The organism is Micromonospora sp. NPDC048947 (genome assembly GCF_040649495.1).
Lineage (GTDB): Bacteria > Actinomycetota > Actinomycetes > Mycobacteriales > Micromonosporaceae > Micromonospora > Micromonospora alfalfae.
Map to the genome: position 1 here is coordinate 16,351 of NZ_JBEZFO010000032.1, position 17,137 is coordinate 33,487.

A 17,137-nucleotide genomic window follows, 5' to 3' on the forward strand; every position below is an offset into this window, starting at 1 on the left:
GTTCGCGCCCTACGGTCGGGCGGTGACTGACAACTGGCCGCACATTGCGCCCGCCCCGGGAACACCGGCGTGTGGGGCGCCCTCGTTCGAACCGGAGCGCGGTTGGTGGGTGACCCGGCACGCCGACGTGCGCGCGGCGCTGACCGACAGGGCGTTCCAGGTGCCGGCCGTGGACACCGGTCCGCCCGGCACCCTCGCCTGGCTACGTGCCACCGTCAGCCGGTTCAGTCCACAGCGACAGCACGCCGACCGTCGGGCGGTCGCGGTGAGCGCGCTGGCCCCGCTGGACCCGGACGACCTGCGGCTGGACGCGGCACGGCTGGCCGGGGCCGTTCTCGACCGCGCCGGCGACCGCGTCGACGTGATGAGGGAACTGGCCCGGCCGGTGCCGCTGCTGGCGTTGGCCGATCGCCTCGGTTTCGCTGATCCGGCAGCCGCCGGGACGGCGGTCGCTGTCGTCGCGGCGGCGTACCACCCGGGGGTGGACCCGGATTCGACAGCGCGGGCCGACCGGGCGGTGACGGCGCTGCTGGCACTCGCGCCGCAGGGTCCGCCGGAGGTACGGGCGAACCTGATCGGTCTGCTGGTCCAGGCGTGCGACGCGACCGCCGGCCTGATCGGCGCCGCCGCCCAGCACCTGCTGCCCCCTGCCGGCCCGCGAGCGCCAGCCACGGCACGGACCGCCGACCTGCTGGGCGAGGTGCTGCGCCTCGACCCACCGGTGCGGGCCACCCGACGCGTCACCGTCGACGAGGTACGGCTGGGCGGGCGGGATCTGCCGGCCGGAAGCCCGGTGCTGCTGCGCTTCGACGCGGCCAACCGTGACCCGCAGGCGTTCACCGAGCCCGGCACGTTCCAGCCCGGTCGGCCCGGTGCCGGGCTGTTGACCTTCGGGACGGGGGAGCGGGGTTGCCCGGGCGACCGGCACGCCCTGGCGTTGGCCACCGGGGTGTTCGACGTGCTGCGGGAACGGTGCCGGCGCAACCCGACGCCGGTGCGCCACGAACCGCACCCGACACTGCGGGTGCCGACAACTCTGGAGGTGAGCGTCCGATGATCGACCGTCGTGCCGCGTTCCACGCCCTGCACCGCGCCGGCCGCCCTCTGCTGCTGCCCAACGCGTGGGACCACGCCTCGGCGGCGGCGCTCGCCTTGCGTGGACATCCGGCCATCGGCACCACAAGCCTCGGTGTCGCCGCGACCGCCGGCCTACCCGACGGCGTCGCGGCCACCGGGTCGGAGACCCTCGCCCTGGCCCGCCGGCTGGCTCGGCTGCCGGTGCTGCTCAGCGTGGACGTGGAGGCCGGGTTCAGCGACGACCCGGCGGAGGTCGCCGAGTACGTGGCGGAGTTGGCCGGTCTCGGCGTGGTCGGGATCAACCTGGAGGACGGGCGCGCCGACGGCACCCTCGCCGACACCGAGTCCACCGCCGCCAAGGTCGCGGCAGTGAAGGCGGCCGTGCCGGAACTGTTCATCAACGCCCGCACCGACACCTGGTGGCTCGGGGTGGACGACCCGCTGCCGCAGACCCTCGCTCGTGCCCGTGCCTACCTGACGGCCGGTGCCGACGGGATCTTCGTGCCCGGGACCGTCGACCTGGCCACAGTGCGCGTCCTCACCGAGCGGATCGACGCGCCGGTGAACGCGCTGTACCAGCCGGGCGGCCCGGGGCTGGCTGAATTGGGCGCCGCTGGGGTGGCCCGGGTCAGCACCGGCTCGCTGCTGTTCCGGGCCGCGCTGGGCGCCGCGCTCGCCGCCGCCGACGCCGTCCGCCTCGGCGGGCCCGCAACACCGGCGGGGCTGCCCTCGTACGCCGAGGTGCAGGCCCTGGTGCCGGCGGGCGGTGACTGACGGTTGCGGCCGACGCTCGGCGGTCCATCAGTGGGTGCCGGGCTGGGCTCGGCCCGTCGGCGGGTGCGCCCGGCGGCCCGCGCGGGGGCGGCCCGCGCGGGGGCGGGTGCGCGCGGCGGCGGCCCGCGCGGGGGCGGCCCGGTCGGCGCGTCGGCGGTGGGGTGCCCGTGTGGGGGTCGGCACCTTTCGAGCTGAATCGTTTGTGACATCACGTGCCCGCTCGCGTAGCCGGCGGCAGCGGCGGTGATTCGTTGACGACATCAGCTCCAAAGGCACCGGACCAACGATCACACCCCGGGGCGAGTGCAATGTCCACGCTCCGTTGGGGGGAAATAGGAGGAATGTTCGGTCCGTTACGGTCCCGATGATTACGGTGTGTTTCAGGGCGAACCACCCAGTGCCGTGACCGGAGAGAGGGACCCGTCATGCGAGTGCCCAGCCGAAGCCCGGGACAGCAGCCCGGCTCGCCTCCGTCGCCCACCGCTCCGGCCCGCCGCCGACCCTCCGGCGCGACCCCCCGCCGCGTTCCCGCCCCCGCCCCCGACCTGCCCGCTTACCGGGCCGCCGTCGCCGAACTGCTGGTCGAGGTCGGTGCCCTGGCCGACGCGGCGAGCACCCGGGCCCGGCAGGTGCTCATCGACGAGCGGCTGCGGGAGCCGGCGCTCGCCGCCGTCCTCGACGCCACCCCGCAGGGGCTGATCGGCGCACGCGAGACGCTGCTGCTGGAGATGGCCCGCTACCAACCGAACGATCGCACCTCGGCGGGTGACCTCAGCGCGCTGGTCCGGATCTACCTGCTCTCCCGCATCGACGTGCTGTGGTGGCAGGACGCACCGACCTTCGTCACCGACGACCAGGTCAACGGCAGCGCCGAGCTTGTCGACCTGGAGTGGCTGCGCCGCCGCGACCTGCTGCGCTTCCGCTACCAGGAGCAGCCCGCGACCATGCTGGGCCGGGCCGCCCGCGGGCTGCGTCGCCGGCTGCGGCCCGACGCCACCCCGCGCACCGCGGGGCTGCTGTTCCGCCGCGCCCGACGCGAGGTGGTGGCGCTGCTCAACGACATCGGACGGGAGTTCACCGCTGTCGCGCCCCCGGCCACCCCGTCGCTCTGGGTGACCAGCCTGGTCCGCAGCGCCGAGCACCAGTACCGGCTGCGCCGGCTGGGCTACGCGGCGATGCTGCCCAGTGGGCACTGCCTCGGCTACTCGGCCGACGTCGAGCTGGCCTGGTTCGAGCGTTTCGGCGCGCGGGACGCCCTCGCGGAGCTGCTGCTGAGCCGGCAGGAGGCCGGTGAGCTGAACGTGATCGACGAGGGGCAGGCCTGGCACCTGTGTCTCGCGCCCACCGCCCGGCGTCGGCTACGTCGGGCGTACGAGGCCGAGATGGGGGTCTGAGCCGGTGTGCGGCATCGCGTTGAGCATCGGCCCCGAGGCCGACCCGGCGACCTTCCGGCGGATGCTCGCCGCGCTGGCCCCGCGCGGTGAGGTCACCGAGACCCGGTCCGAGAGCGGACTGCTCGCCGGCACCCGCCGGCTGCGGGTCGTCGACCGGGACCGGGCGGTGCAACCGTGGACGTCGACCGACGAGCGTTGGCTGCTCTGCTTCAACGGCGAGATCTTCAACTACCGTGAGTTGCGCGCGCAGTTGACCCGCCTGGGCCAGGCCTTCCGCACCGAGAGCGACACCGAGGTGCTGCTCGCCGCGTTCCAGCAGTGGGGCGAGGCGGCGGTGACCCGGCTGCGCGGTGAGTACGCCTTCGCGGTCGTCGAACGAGCCACCGGCCGGGCGTACCTGGCTCGCGACCCGCTCGGGGTGAAACCGCTGTACTGGTCCCGTCGACCCGGCTGCCTGCACCTCGCCTCCGAGGTCAAGGCGCTCGTCGGGCACGGCGCCCCGATCGCCGAGGTGCCGCCCGGGCACCACGGCTGGGCGGACGCGGACGGGCACGTCCGACTGAGCCCGTACGTCGACCTGTTCACCATCGGCGACGGACTGCCGGTCATCGACGACCCGGACGAGGCCGCGCTGCTGGTCCGCGCCGCGCTCAGCGACGCGATCCGGATGCGGGTGGAGACCGATCTGACCGTCGGGGTGGTGCTCTCCGGTGGGCTGGACAGCTCGTTGACCCTGCGGCAGGTGCGCGACATCCACCCGGACTGCGTCGCGGTGACCGTCGGCGTCGCGGACAGCCCCGACGTGGCGTACGCGCGGCGGCTCGCCGCCGACCTCGACGTGCCGCACGTGGTAGTCGAGCTGCGACCGCGCGACATCCGGCTCGCCGACGTCCGCGAGGCCATCCGGGTCTCCGAGCTGACCGAGTACGGCGACATCATCAACGCGGTCGTCTCGGTGCCGATCTTCCGGCGGCTGCGTGACCTGGGCATCAAGGTGGTGCTGACCGGCGACGGCTCCGACGAGCTGTTCGGCGGGTACCCGATGTACCACCAGGTCGCCCCGGCGGCGGCCCGCCGACTGTTTCTGCACCGGATCCGCAACCTGTGCCGCACCGAGTTGCAGCGGGTCGACCGGGCCGCCATGGCACACGGCGTGGAGGCCAGGGTGCCGTTCCTCGACCTCAGCGTGGTGGAACTGGCGATGCGGTTGCCGGTGGATCTGAAGCTGCGTCACGGGCAGGAGAAGTGGATCGTCCGGCGGGCGTTCGCCGACGTGCTGCCCGACTACATCCTCCGCCGTCCGAAGAACCCGATGTCGTACTCGTCGGGGCTGCACGAGCGGGTCCGGCTCTACAAGCCGCTCTTCGCCAGGCTGCACCGCTCGTTCGGCTATGACCTGCAGGAGCCGGTCCGTCGGGACTTCGACACGGTGCTGAGCCGCTGCGGCAACGACCTGGACCGGGCCATCGCCGACGGGCTGACTCGACCCGACTACACAGTGCTGGAGCACGCCCGCGACCTGGTGGGCGCGGCCACGTGGAACGCCGCTCCGATGGTCCGCCGGCTGGTCGGCCCGCGCCCGGCCCGCCACTGACGGCCGTACCGCACGCCACGCTCGACGCTGACACGGTGTCAGGGATGCGCGTTCAGCTCACCAGCAGCAGCGCGCCGACCGCGGCGAGCGTCGCGGTGACCGCGAGCAGGGTGCTGGTCAGCACGAACCGGGTCACCGGCACCGCCACCCCTGCCGCCCGGCAGCGCTCGAACCACAGCAGGGTGGCCAGTGACGCCCAGGGGGCGGCCAGCGGGCCGACGTTGGTGCCGATCAGCAGGGCCAGCAGGCGGGTGTGGTCACCGGTCGGCAGCACCGACTCGCCGGCCAGGTAGGCGGGCAGGTTGTTCACCGCGTTGGCGAGCAGCGCCCCGGTTCCACCGGCGCGCAGGGCGCCCAGCGCGCCACCGTCGGCGCCGACCAGGGTGCCGACCAGGTCGTCCAGCCCGTGCCGGCCGAGGGTCTGCACCACCAGGAACAGGCCGGTGACGAAGAACAGCAGGCGCACCGGGATCAGCCCCGGGCGCAGTGTGGCGGGGGAGCGGACCAGGAACCCGACCAGCACCAGCACCAACCCGACGGTGGAGGCGATCTCGATCTCCACCCCGGCGAGGATGCCGGCGACGAAGATCAGGCAACCGGCGAGCGCCGTACGGTGCAGCACCGGGTCGGCCGGCACGTGCCGGGTCGGCGGGACGAAGCGCCCACCGGCGGGCCGCTGTCGCCGCCACCACCCGAACCAGAGCAGGGCCATGGTGACCGTCACGGCGGCGAGCTGCGGCAACGCCATCCTTGCCGCGTACGCCAGGGGGGCCAGCCCGACCCGGTCGGCGGCGAGCAGGTTGGTCAGGTTGGACACCGGCAGCAGCAGGCTCGCGGTGTTCGCCAGCCAGACAGTGGTGACGGCGAGCGGGGCGGCGGGGATCCGCAGGTTCCGGGCCAGCGCGAGCAGCACCGGGGTGAGCAGCACGGCGGTGGTGTCGAGGTTGAGCACGAGGGTGGTCAGGGTGGCGAGACCACCGCAGAGCAGGAACAGTGCCGTCCACCTGCCCCGGGAGGCGATGGCCAGTCGGCTGGCCAGCACGTCGAAGACACCGGCCACGGCGGTCAGCTCGGCGAGCACGATCACGGTGCCGAGGAACACCAGCAGCGGCAGGATCCGGTGCAGGGTGGCGGTGGTCTCCGCGCGGGGGAGCAGCCCGCTCAGCGCGCAGGCCGCGCCCACCACGGCGAGGCCGGCAGCCACCAGGTCCAGCGGGTGGGGCCGTCGGCGCGTGGTCGGCTCGGGCGGGGCGGCAACTGTCACGTCTGCTCACGTTGGCACAGCGTCTGGCCAGCTTGTTCGCAACCCCCGTCCTGGTGACGGGCCCCACCGCGCCCGTGCCCGGGGGCCTGGCGTCGCAACGGCACGGGCCCGGCCCCCGAAGGTTCGGGGACCGGGCCCGGCGTGGTGCGTGGTGCCTACCAGCCCAGGTAGCTGGGCTGGGTCTGCACGTTGAGCTCCTGGTAGCGGGTCAGCTTGGCCGACCAGGTACGCCAGTCGTTCAGCTCCAGGACGTCCAGGCCCTTCGCCATGTCGTTGGAGTAGATGTGGCCGTTGTAGTAGTACGCGGACCAGGTGCCGCCGCCGACGAACGTGTCGGCCGAGAGCGGGCCGCGCTCCCAGAAGGCGATCTCCTTCGGGTTGGCCGAGTCGGTGAAGTCGAACACCGAGATGCCACCCTGGTACCACGCCTGGACCATGATGTCCTTGCCGAGCACCGGGATCAGCGAGCCGTTGTGCGCCACGCAGTTCTCGGTGTCGGCGTTGGCCCGGGGGATCTTGTAGTAGCTGCGGAAGGTCATCGTCCGGGCGTTGCCACGGCCGGCGATGTCGTAGATGGCGTCCGCGCCGCGGTTCGGGCCGACGGTCTCGTTGCAGGTCGCCGCCCCGCCACCACCCAGCTCGTCGGTGAAGATCACCTTGGTGCCGGCGTTGTTGAAGGTGGCCGAGTGCCAGAACGCGAAGTTGACCTCGTCCCGGACCCGGTTGATGACCCGGGGGGCCTCGCGGTTCTTGATGTCGAGCAGGATGCCGTCACCCATGCAGGCGCCGGCGGCCAGGTCCTTCGACGGGTAGGCGGTGATGTCGTGGCAACCGGTGGTCGCCGAGCCGGTCTGGCTGCCGGGGAAGCCACCGTCCGGGAAGAGGTTCGGCGTCGCGACCACTGCCGCGTCGGTCGGCTTCTTCACCGGCACCTTGATGATGGAGATGGAGTCGTGCGGCGGCTGGCAGTCCGGGAATTCGGCCCGCGGGCTGTACGACGAGACGTACAGGTAGATGGCCTTGCGGTCCTTGCCCGGCACCAGGGTGTGGGTGTGCGAGCCGCAGGCCGTCTCGACGGACTTGATGTAGCGCGGGTTGGCCTTGTCCTTGATGTCGAAGACCTTGATGCCCTCCCACGAGCCCTTCACGTCCGCTCCCTGCGTGGTGCTGTTGCAGGAGTCGTCGCTGCGTGACGAGTCGGTGGAGAGGAAGAGCAGGTCGCCGTGGACGGAGATGTCGTTCTGCGACCCGGGGCAGAGCACCCGGGCCTTGACCTTCGGAGCGCTGGGCCGCGAGATGTCGTAGATGACGAAGCCGTTGTAGTTGCCGGCGAACGCGTACTTGCCCTGGAAGGCGATGTCGCTGTTTGTGGAGTCCAGCGGGGCGACCTTGGGCAGGTTGGCGATCTGGCGCAGGTTGGGACTGCTCACGATCTCGTCGACGCCGGGGATCGTGTTGGTGAGCGCGGGGGCCGGGGCCGCCTGCGGCACCGACTGGGCGTTGCTCGCCGGGGCGACGAGGGCGCTGGCGACGAGGAGGCCGGTCGTGGCGAGCGCCACGACACGCAGTTGTCGTAACCGTGGCTTGTGGAATCTGATCATCGGCGGGGCCCTTCGCAAGGGGGAGACGATGGTTGACACGTTACAGTCCGACGAAGAACGTCGATGTGAGCTGGATCACATGAAAGCGGGTTCTTCAATGGATAGCATCGCGGTGACCTCGACTGCAGGGAGTGGCCCATGACCAACCGGCGCGCACGCATCCTGGCGGGCGTCACACTGGCTCTCGTGTTGCCGCTTGTGGTGTTCATGGTGATCCGCCTCGACGGCGACACCGGTACGAGCGCACCGCAGCCGGTCTCCGCGCCCGCCACCTCCGCCGCGTCGCCGACGGTCAGCCCCGTCCCCACCGACCTGACAGTCATCGCGCCCGGCCGGCCGGGCGAGACCGCGGCCACCCGCCCGGCGCACGAGGTCCGCGACGCCGGCCCCGCCCCGCACAACTCGCTGGACGTCTGGTTCGTCCGGATGATGATTCCGCACCACGCGCAGGCCCTGGCGATGGCGGAGCTCGCCCCCGAACGGGCCGCCGACCCCGACATCCGGGCCATCGCCGAGCGCATCCGGGCCAGCCAGGGGCCGGAGATGGGCATGATGCGCGGCTGGCTGCAGACCCGAGGCCTCCCGGCCGAGGTGCAGGGGCACGACCACGGCACCATGCGCGGAATGCAGTCGCCAGAGGCGATGCGGCAGCTCACCGCGGCCCGTGGCGCGGACTTCGACAGGCTCTTCGTCCGGATGATGACCGAGCACCACCAGGGCGCCATCGAGATGGCCACCAACCTGCTCACCGTCGGCTCCGACCTGACGCTCAACGAGTTCGCCAACTCCGTCGCCACCGAGCAGACCGTCGAAATCGACCGCATGCGCGAGATCCTCGGCGGCTGAGCCCAGGCGCGGGGCGCGAGGCGTGAGCGTCCCGGCACGTACGCTGGGTGACCGTGAGACGCACAGTGTTCGGCCGCCCGCTGCGCGGCGTCGCCTTCGACGTGGCCGTCGCCGCCCTGGTGGTCCTCGTCTCAGTGGCAGCGGCGGTGAACCAGCCGGGCGGCTGGGCGGCCACGGCGGTCGGCCTGGGGATGGCTGTGGCGTTGCTGTTCCGCCGCACCCACCCGAGCGCGGTGACGGTGGCGGTCGCGGTGCTCGCCCTGATCCAGGTGATCGCCCGCTGGGGTCCGCTCATCTACGACGTGGCCGTCCTGATCGCGCTCTACAGCGTGGTGAAGTACGGCCGGCGGCTGCGCGACGGCGTCCTGGCCGGCGCGGTCGCGGCCGTCGGCGTGCTGCTGGCCGCCGCGCAGACCCCCAATGTCATCCAGTGGTGGGTGACCGCGCTGTGGTACGCGCTGGTCACCGGGGCGGTGTGGCTGGTAGCGCTGAACGTGCGGACCCGCCGGCTCTACGTGCTCAGCCTCGAAGAGCGGGCCACCACACTCGAACGCGAGCGGGAGGCGGAGTCCCGGGCGGCGGTCGCCCAGGAACGCACCCGGATCGCCCGTGAGCTGCACGACGTGGTCGCCCACAGCATGGCCGTGATGATCGTCCAGGCGGACGGGGCCCGGTTCATGCTCGACCGCGACCCCGCCCAGGCGCGCACCGCCGTGAAGGTGGTCGCGGACACCGGCCGGCAGGCGCTTGAAGAGATGCGCCGGCTGGTCGGCGTTCTGCGCGACGCCGGCCCGGCCGGCGCGGACGGGGCCGACGGGCTGGCGGTGGCGGCCGACCCCGAGCACCGACGCCTCGCGCTGGCCGAACTGCCCGACCTGCTGGCCCGGTTCGACGACGCCGGTCTGCACGTCCGCAGCACCGTCACCGGTGCGCCACCGGCCCTGCCGCCGGGCCTGGAGCTGACCGTCTACCGGGTGGTGCAGGAGGCGTTGACCAACGCGCTCAAGCACGCCGGCGTCGGCGCCGGCGTCGAGGTCGTCCTGTCGTACACCGCCGAGGCCGTCGTGGTCCGGGTGGTCGACGACGGTCGCGGCCGCCCGCTGGTCAGCCCGGCGCCGTCCGGCGGTCACGGCCTGCTCGGCATGCGGGAGCGGGTGACCGTGTACGACGGCAGCCTCACCGCCGGTCCCCGCCCGACCGGGGGCTGGCAGGTCGAGGTTCGGCTGCCGCTACCGTCAGAGCCGGCAACGGAGGTGATCGCGGCATGACGGTCCGGGTAGTGATCGTGGACGACCAGGCGCTGGTCCGCGCCGGGTTCCGGATGGTGCTGGAATCCCAGCCCGACCTGGAGGTCGTCGGGGAGGCGATCGACGGCGCGGACGCCCTGCGGGTGCTCGCCCGCACCGAGGCCGACGTGGTCGTGATGGACATCCGGATGCCCACCATGGACGGGGTGGAGGCGACCCGTCGACTCTGCGCCGAGCGGCCCCCGGGTGGCCCTCGGGTGCTGGTGCTGACCACCTTCGACACCGAGGCGGACGCTTTCGCGGCGTTGCAGGCCGGCGCGAGTGGCTTCCTGCTCAAGAACGTCCCGCCGGAAGAGCTGCTGGCCGCGATCCGGGTGGTGGCCCAGGGCGACTCGGTGGTGGCTCCGTCGATCACCCGGCGCCTGCTGGACCGGTTCGCCGGGCAGCTCGGCGCCGCCCCGAGCGCCGACCCTCGACTCGCGCAGCTCACCGAACGGGAACGGGAGGTGCTGCTGCTGGTCGCGCAGGGGTTGTCGAACGCGGAGATCGCCGCCCGGGTGCACGTGGCCGAGGCGACGGTGAAGACCCACGTCGGGCGGATCCTGGCGAAACTCCAGCTGCGCGACCGGGTCCAGGCGGTGGTCCTGGCGTACGAGAGTGGGCTGGTCACGCCCGGCGGATGACACGGCGTACGACCTGGGTCGTAGCGGCCGGTGTGCGCACCGCGACCCGGGGCGCACGCAGGTCGAGCGCGCAGGTGGAGATCGACAGACCGGTGCCGGCCATAGCGTCGGAGGGGTCCGATCCGCCACCTGCACCGGGAGCCCCGCATGATCCGCCTGACCCTGCGCTCGTTGCGTGCCGAGGCGCTGCGCATGCTGCTCTCGGCGCTCGCCGTCGTGCTCGGCGTCGCGTTCGTCGCCGGCACGATGATCTTCGTCGACGGGATGCGGACCGGGGCGTACGAGCGGGCCGGCACCTTCGACCGCCACACCGACCTGGGTGTCTACTCGGCCGGCCGCGAGGTGTTGCCCCCGGCGCTGGTCGACCGGGTGCGAGCGGTCGACGGGGTGGCCGCCGCAGCCGGTGAGTTGACAAACACCGCCGGGATCGTCGGAGCCGACGGTCGGCCGGTGCTCGGCTTCACCATGCTCGTCGCCATCCCCACCGAGGACGCGCTGCGCTCGTACGACGTGGTGACCGGCCGGTTGCCCGATCGGGCCGGGGAGGTGGTGCTCGACGCGCCGACGGCGGCCGAGCAGGGCTTCGGGCTCGGTGCGTCGGTCCGGATCGGCGCCACCGGCGGGGCGGCCCGCCCGTACACAGTGGTGGGCACCGTCGACGTGGCCGGCACCTCCCGCGACGTCGGCGGCCCGTTCGTCGGCCTGGTCGGATCGGACGCCTTGGCTCTCACCGGCGAGCGGGGCTACGGCCGGATCATGGTGGCGGCCCGACCGGGCGTCGACGTCACGGCACTGACCGAGAGGGTACGCGCCGCGTCCGGCGCCGAAGCCACTGTGAAGAGCCGCCAGCAGATCCTCGACGAGGCGGTGGAGGACGCGGTGCGCAACGTGGACCAGTTCCGCATGCTGCTGTTGATCTTTGTGGGGGTCGCGATCGTGGTGGCCGGCTTCGTGATCGCCAACACCTTCGCGATCGTGCTGGCCCAGCGCACCCGACGGACCGCGCTGCTGCGCCTGATCGGCGCCACCCGGGGCCAGGTCTTCCGGTCCACGGTGCTGGAGTCGGCGGTGCTGGGCCTGGTCGCCTCCGCGCTCGGCGTGCTGCTCGGGGTGGCCCTCGCCGCCGGGTTGCGGCTGCTGCTGTCCCAACTGGACGTGCCGGTCACCGGTGGGCTGACAGTGACCGGTTCGACGGTGCTCACCGGCCTGCTGCTGGGCACCGGGCTCACCGTGTGCGCCGCCCTGCTGCCGGCCTGGCGGGGGACGCGGATCGCCCCGGTGGCCGCGCTCACCGATGCCGCGGTGCAGCCCAGCCGGGGTGCTGGTCGGGTTCGGCTGAGCATCGGCGCGGTGGTCCTCGCCGTCGGTGTGGCAGCGCTGGCCGGCGCCGCCAGCGCCGGTCAACTGCTCCTGGTGGCGGTCGGTGGGGTGCTCACCTTCTTCGGGATCGTGCTGTTCGGGCCGGTGCTCGTCCCCGCGCTGGCCCGGGTGTTCGGCTGGCCGGTACGTCGCGTGCTCGGCACCATCGGTGAGCTGGCGGTCAACAACACGGTGCGCAATCCGCGGCGGGTCGCCGCGACAGCCACCGCGCTGGTGATCGGTATCGGACTGGTCTCGGCGTTCATGGTCGGCGCGCGCAGCACCAAGGACGGCATCGAAAGCAGCGTTGACGCCCAGATCGGAACGGACTTCGTGGTCAGCGGAATCGGTCAGGACCTGCCGGCCGCGCTCGTCGGTGAGCTCGCCTCCCGCCCCGAACTGGGTGTGGTGCACGAGCAGCGCAGCACCGTCGTCGACGACGTCGAGATCCGCGCGGCCCACCCGGCGCTGATCGGCCGGACGCTGAGCGGGGTGCTGGCCGGCGACGCCGAGCGGGTCGGGCCGGGGCAGGTGCTGGTGCACCGCGAGTTGGCGCGGGCCCGCGGCTGGCAGGTCGGCTCCCCGGTGACCGTCAGAGGGAAGGCGTTCCGGGTGGCCGCCGTGGTCACCGACGACACCCCCGGCGGCGAGGTGCCCGCCGGTCACGTCATCGACCTGTCCGACCAGGACTTCGCGGCACTCTTCCCCGCCCAGCGCGGCTACCTGGCCGAGATCGACCCCGCTGCCGGGGTGAGCTCCGAGCGGGCCCGCGACGCGATCACCGCGGTGCTGGGCCGATACCCGACGGCGAACCTGATGGACCAGGGCGCCTACAAGAAAATGCTCACCGGCACTGTCGACATGCTGCTCGCCTTCGTCACCGCGCTGCTCGGTCTGGCCGTCGTGATCGCCCTGGTCGGCGTGGCGAACACACTGAGCCTGTCGGTGGTCGAACGGACCAGGGAGAACGCCGTGCTGCGGGCGGTCGGGCTGACCCGAGGGCGGATGCGCGCGGTGCTCGCCGTCGAGGCGGTGCTGATGGCGCTGGTCGGCGCGGTGCTCGGAGTCGGACTCGGCACCGGAGTCAGCGCGTCCACGATGGCCCTGCTGGACCGCCTCGGCGGCGACTTCCACGTGGTGCTGCCGCTCGGCCAGCTCGGGCTGATCCTCGGTGTCGCGGTGCTCGCCGCCCTGCTCGCCTCGGTGCTGCCGGCCCGCCGGGCGCTGTCCCGCCCGGTCGTCGAGGCGCTCGCCGACCAGTGAGCCGCTAGCGGTCCGGACCGTCCGGGTCCGCGACCCGACGACCGGACGGACATCCGCCGGCCGGCCCCGCCCTCTTCCCCGGCGGCGGGACCGGCCAGCGGTGCCGGGTCTACAGGCGCTCGACCATCGGGCCGACGCACCGGTTGCGGGTGTCGAAGACGTAGCGGGCGTGCCTGACCACGAGGTCGTAGTCGAAGGTGTCATGGTCGGTGACCACCACCACCGCGTCGGCCGCGCGTACCTCACGCTCGCTGAGCCCGACCACTGTGATCCCGGCGGGGATCTGGTGCGCCTCGGCGTACGGCTCGACGGCGTGCACCTCGGCGCCGAGGGCCTGCAACCGACGGGCCACGTCCACGGCGGGGGAGTCGCGCATGTCGCCGGTGTTCTTCTTGTACGCCAGACCGAGCAGCAGCAGTCGGGCACCGCTGACGGCCCGGCCGTCCCGGTTCAGCCCACCCATGATCCGCTGTGCGACGTGTTCGGGCATCTCGTGATTGACGTCGTTGGCCAGCTCGATGAACCGGAACTGCCTACCGAGGCGGCGCTTGACCTGCCAGGACAGGTAGCACGGGTCGATCGGCAGGCAGTGCCCGCCGACGCCGGGGCCGGGCCGGAACGGCATGAAGCCGAACGGCTTGGTCGAGGCGGCGTCGATCGCCTGCCAGACGTCGATGTCGAGGTGGTGCGAGAGCATGGTCAGCTCGTTGATCAGCGCGATGTTGACCTGGCGGAAGGTGTTCTCGATCAGCTTCGTCAGCTCGGCGACGCGGGTGGAGTCCACCGGTACGGTGCGTTCCACGAGGCGCTGGTAGAACCCGTCCACCCGGGCCAGCGCCGCCGGGTCCACACCGGAGACCACCTTCGGGGTGTTCTCCAGGCGCCAGGTCGGGTTGCCCGGGTCGATCCGCTCCGGGCTGTAGCCGAGGTGGAAGTCACCGGGGCTGGTCAGACCGCTGGCCGACTCCAACAGAGGGCGCAGCAGCTCCTCCGTGGTGCCCGGGTAGGTGGTCGATTCCAGGATCACCGTGCAGCCCGGGCTTACGTAGGGGCCGATACCGATGCCGGCCTGCTCGACGAAGCTCAGGTCCGGGGTCCCGTCGCGCAGCGGGGTCGGCACCGTGATGACGCAGATGTCGAACCCGTCAGCGTCGGTGTACTCCGTGCTGGGGTGGTAGCGGCCGCTGCCCAACGCGCGGCCCAGCCGATCGGCCGGAATGTCCTCGATGAACGACTCGCCGGAGGCGAGCCGCTTCACCCGGTCGGCGTCGACGTCGAGACCGACCACGTCGAGCCCCGCCTCGACGGCCCGCATGGCCAGCGGCAGTCCGACGTACCCCTGACCGATCACAACCAGCTTTTCAGCGCTCACCCAGGCTCCCGCAGCAGATGGTGTAAATAGCCTGCTGGGAGCCTAGAGGCGTCTTCGGCACCGTAAGTCCGTTTTGGGGATATCGGTGCTTGTGGGACTGGCGGGGGTCGGCGACAGCGCCCGACTCAACCGCCCGCCGGCACCTCCGGGTCGAGCGGCGGGCTGGAGGTGGCGGGTGGCTCAGGAGGCGCGCTGGTCGGCGGCGGCGCGCCCGTCGTCGGCGCCGCGCTGGTGGGCGGCGCCGTGGTGACGTCCACCGTCGGGGTCGGCGAGTTGACGGTCTGGCTCGGCTGCACACTCGGCGTGGCGGAGACCGAGGCCGACGGGGAGTTGCCCGTGACGTGCGGCCGGTCCGGCCGGCCCGGCTCGACACTGGTGATCTGCTCGTTGGCCGCGGGCAGGTCGACGGGGCCGCTCGGCGCCACCGTCGGCGAGGTGGCCGGCAGATTGACAGCCGGGTCGTCGCCGACGTTACGCGTCGCGGCCAGCGCCGCCCCGAGCCCGACCAGCGCGACCAGCATGGCCGCCGCCGCGCCGACGAGCGGACCCCGCCGTCGCTGGCGTCCGTCCGCCACCGCCGCGCCGGCCGGAACGTCAGTGCGGGTGCCCGGCCCAGCGTCGCGCAGCGCGACCGGCCCGGCCATCGCCGTCGGCGGCTCGCCGCCGGTGACCGCCGTCCGAGCGGCCTCGGCCATCGCCGCTCCGCTGGTGAACCGCTCCAGCGTATCCTTGGCCAGGGCCCGCGACACCAGGGCGCGGACCGCCTCCGGAATGTCGTGCGGCAGCTCCGGCGGCTCGTCGTCCAGGTGCCGCACGGCGACCTGGAGCGGATTGTCACCGGTGAACGGCGGACTGCCGGTCAGGCAGCAGTAGGTGACAGCGCCCAGGGCGTAGATGTCGGTGGCACCGCTGACCGGCCGACCGGCGGCCTGCTCGGGAGCCATGTAGAGCGCGGTGCCCGGCACCGCGTTGGTGCTGGTGATGCTGGTGATGTCGGTGGAACGGGCCACGCCGAAGTCCACCAGGACGACGGTGCCGTCCTCCTGCACCAGCAGGTTGCTGGGTTTGACGTCGCGGTGCACGATGCCGCCGCGATGCGCCGCGTTGAGCGCTGCGGCCGCCTGGGCCACGATCGACATCGTCTCGGCCACGTCGAGCCGCCCGGCCGCCTCGATCCGCTTCGACAACGGCTCGCCCGCGACGAACTCCATGACGAGGTAGTCCGCCCGCCCGCCGTCGGGGAGATCGTCCGCACCGCAGTCGAAGACCTGCACGATGCCGGGGTGCCGCAGCGCCGCCATGATCCGTGCCTCGGCGCGGAACCGGGCGATGAAATCGGGATCGGAGACCAGCGCCGGCAGGAGAACCTTGACAGCGACCTGCCGGCCGAGGATCAGGTCGGAGGCACGCCAAACGTCGCCCATGCCGCCCGTGGCGACACGTTCGTCCAAGCGGTAGCGACCGCTGAGCACGACCTCCGATGACAACACCGCATTACCGTACCTAGAGTGGCGCGGGGCGGCGCGCCGTGGCAGGGCCGCCGGGCGGCCGGTTCAGACCGGCTGATCCGGCCTGACCTGTGTGGACGCTCGCCCTTTGTGACGCTGCGGAAGGGTGGTGTCACGAAACGCGACTATTTCCGTCGCTCGGGCCGTCGATGGTGGCAAGAAACCCCGTACAGGGGTGGTTGGCGTCTGTTGCGTGCCGGCCGTTACGACGACGCGCCGTCGGGCTGGGTTGATAATTGTCACTCTTCCGTGACACGACGCCGACTTGTCGCTTCGTGAGCCCCCTCTTAGCGTTAGCCCGGCTCGGGCCCTCCCGGCTACCTCGGCGCGCAGCGCGCCGATCGAGCACCCCGGCGTTGGCCCCGGACACGCCGCCCCGACAATCGTGGTCGCGGGCACAATCTGAAGCGGTGGAGGGCGGTGCGGTGCTGGTGCTGATCGGGCGGACGACTCGTGCCGCGTGGCGTGCGCCAGCCCGGTTGGTCGGGCCGACCCGCCCCGAACGACGCGTGGGCCGCGCATGACCGCCGATCTGTCGGAGGTGGTGACCGCCGCGCAGGCCGGGGACGAGGAGGCGTTCCGCTTTCTCTACCGCAGCCTCCAGCCCGGGCTGCTGCGGTATCTGACCGCGCTCGTCGGGGCCGACGCCGAGGACGTCGCCTCCGAGACCTGGCTCCAGATCTCCCGTGACCTGCCCGGCTTCACCGGGGGCGAGTTCCGGGCCTGGGCGGTCACCATCGCCCGTAACCGCGCGATGGACCACCTGCGCCGGATGCGCCGTCGCCCCTCGCTCCCGGTCCCGGTGCAGGCGCTCGTCGAGCTCGCCAGCGACGCGGACACCGCCGAGCGAGCCAGCGAGACGATCGGCACCGAGACCGCCCTCGCGCTGATCGCCACCCTCCCGCCCCGGGAGGCCGAAGCGGTCCTGCTGCGGGCCGTGATCGGGCTGGACGCGGGATCCGCCGGCCGGGTGCTGGGCCGTCGGGCCGGCGCCGTGCGGACCGCCGCTCACCGTGGCCTACGCCGGCTCGCGGTCCTGCTCGAGCGGCAGAGCCCGGCCGGGTCCTCGGTCGGGGTCGAGGGGGTGCCACCGCCGCGTGCGGGGAGTGGCCCCGCCCTGCGGGCATCGCACGTCGAACCGGCGGACAGCTGACG

Annotated in this window: 13 protein-coding genes; 9 read left to right on the forward strand and 4 right to left on the reverse strand. The window is 72.7% G+C overall.

All coding sequences use genetic code 11. The features are described from left to right. Window positions 1–22 precede the first annotated feature (22 nt). From AB0B98_RS31150 to AB0B98_RS31165, 4 genes are all read left to right on the forward strand, one after another. Window positions 23–1,057, forward strand: a complete 1,035-nt coding sequence (locus AB0B98_RS31150; protein WP_357367230.1) for a cytochrome P450 — start codon at window positions 23–25, stop codon at window positions 1,055–1,057. Continuing rightward, window positions 1,054–1,851, forward strand: a complete 798-nt coding sequence (locus tag AB0B98_RS31155; RefSeq protein ID WP_357367232.1) for an isocitrate lyase/phosphoenolpyruvate mutase family protein — start codon at window positions 1,054–1,056, stop codon at window positions 1,849–1,851. Before AB0B98_RS31150 ends, AB0B98_RS31155 begins: the two co-directional genes overlap by 4 nt. A gap of 425 nt (window positions 1,852–2,276) precedes the next feature. Further along, complete coding sequence (locus tag AB0B98_RS31160; RefSeq protein ID WP_238672021.1) at window positions 2,277–3,245, forward strand: DUF5715 family protein; 969 nt, start codon at window positions 2,277–2,279, stop codon at window positions 3,243–3,245. A 4-nt stretch (window positions 3,246–3,249) separates the two neighbouring features. Next, a complete protein-coding gene (locus AB0B98_RS31165) occupies window positions 3,250–4,839 on the forward strand; it encodes an asparagine synthase-related protein (RefSeq protein WP_357367234.1) in 1,590 nt (529 codons plus the stop codon). A 52-nt stretch (window positions 4,840–4,891) separates the two neighbouring features. On the opposite strand, the gene AB0B98_RS31170 is transcribed toward AB0B98_RS31165, so the two are convergent. Further along, the gene (locus AB0B98_RS31170; protein WP_357367236.1) at window positions 4,892–6,103 is read right to left on the reverse strand and encodes an SLC13 family permease; all 1,212 of its coding nucleotides are present in this window, start codon (window positions 6,101–6,103) and stop codon (window positions 4,892–4,894) included. Window positions 6,104–6,258: 155 nt separating this feature from the next. Next, a complete protein-coding gene (locus tag AB0B98_RS31175) occupies window positions 6,259–7,704 on the reverse strand; it encodes a hypothetical protein (RefSeq protein WP_357367238.1) in 1,446 nt (481 codons plus the stop codon). A 138-nt stretch (window positions 7,705–7,842) separates the two neighbouring features. Between AB0B98_RS31175 and AB0B98_RS31180 the strand changes: the two genes are divergently transcribed. From AB0B98_RS31180 to AB0B98_RS31195, 4 genes are all read left to right on the forward strand, one after another. After that, a complete protein-coding gene (locus AB0B98_RS31180) occupies window positions 7,843–8,550 on the forward strand; it encodes a DUF305 domain-containing protein (protein WP_357367240.1) in 708 nt (235 codons plus the stop codon). A 47-nt stretch (window positions 8,551–8,597) separates the two neighbouring features. Beyond that, a complete protein-coding gene (locus AB0B98_RS31185; RefSeq protein ID WP_357367242.1) occupies window positions 8,598–9,818 on the forward strand; it encodes a histidine kinase in 1,221 nt (406 codons plus the stop codon). Beyond that, window positions 9,815–10,480 carry a response regulator transcription factor gene (locus tag AB0B98_RS31190; RefSeq protein WP_357367244.1) on the forward strand — a complete coding sequence of 222 codons (666 nt, stop codon included), beginning with the start codon at window positions 9,815–9,817 and terminating at the stop codon, window positions 10,478–10,480. The genes AB0B98_RS31185 and AB0B98_RS31190 overlap by 4 nt, the downstream gene beginning before the upstream one ends. Window positions 10,481–10,627: 147 nt before the next feature. Then, a complete protein-coding gene (locus AB0B98_RS31195; protein ID WP_357367246.1) occupies window positions 10,628–13,102 on the forward strand; it encodes an ABC transporter permease in 2,475 nt (824 codons plus the stop codon). Between the two features lie 109 nt (window positions 13,103–13,211). Here the strand turns inward: AB0B98_RS31195 and AB0B98_RS31200 are convergent, their stop codons facing one another. Both AB0B98_RS31200 and AB0B98_RS31205 read right to left on the reverse strand, forming a co-directional pair. Beyond that, entirely contained in the window at window positions 13,212–14,474 is a 1,263-nt protein-coding gene (locus AB0B98_RS31200; RefSeq protein WP_357273704.1) for a nucleotide sugar dehydrogenase, read from the reverse strand. Between the two features lie 125 nt (window positions 14,475–14,599). Continuing rightward, the gene (locus tag AB0B98_RS31205; RefSeq protein WP_357367247.1) at window positions 14,600–15,964 is read right to left on the reverse strand and encodes a protein kinase; all 1,365 of its coding nucleotides are present in this window, start codon (window positions 15,962–15,964) and stop codon (window positions 14,600–14,602) included. A 538-nt stretch (window positions 15,965–16,502) separates the two neighbouring features. Between AB0B98_RS31205 and AB0B98_RS31210 the strand changes: the two genes are divergently transcribed. Then, window positions 16,503–17,135 (forward strand): RNA polymerase sigma factor, encoded by a 633-nt coding sequence (locus tag AB0B98_RS31210; RefSeq protein WP_357367248.1) that lies wholly within the window; start codon window positions 16,503–16,505, stop codon window positions 17,133–17,135. Window positions 17,136–17,137 lie beyond the last annotated feature (2 nt).

Bases quoted from the DNA above. Each gene is read 5' to 3' on its own strand.
- AB0B98_RS31155 (WP_357367232.1), top strand. From the start codon at position 1,054: ATGATCGACCGTCGTGCCGCGTTCCACGCCCTGCACCGCGCCGGCCGC.
- AB0B98_RS31160 (WP_238672021.1), top strand. From the start codon at position 2,277: ATGCGAGTGCCCAGCCGAAGCCCGGGACAGCAGCCCGGCTCGCCTCCG.
- AB0B98_RS31175 (WP_357367238.1), bottom strand. From the start codon at position 7,704: ATGATCAGATTCCACAAGCCACGGTTACGACAACTGCGTGTCGTGGCG.
- AB0B98_RS31180 (WP_357367240.1), top strand. From the start codon at position 7,843: ATGACCAACCGGCGCGCACGCATCCTGGCGGGCGTCACACTGGCTCTC.
- AB0B98_RS31190 (WP_357367244.1), top strand. From the start codon at position 9,815: ATGACGGTCCGGGTAGTGATCGTGGACGACCAGGCGCTGGTCCGCGCC.
- AB0B98_RS31195 (WP_357367246.1), top strand. From the start codon at position 10,628: ATGATCCGCCTGACCCTGCGCTCGTTGCGTGCCGAGGCGCTGCGCATG.
- AB0B98_RS31210 (WP_357367248.1), top strand. From the start codon at position 16,503: ATGACCGCCGATCTGTCGGAGGTGGTGACCGCCGCGCAGGCCGGGGAC.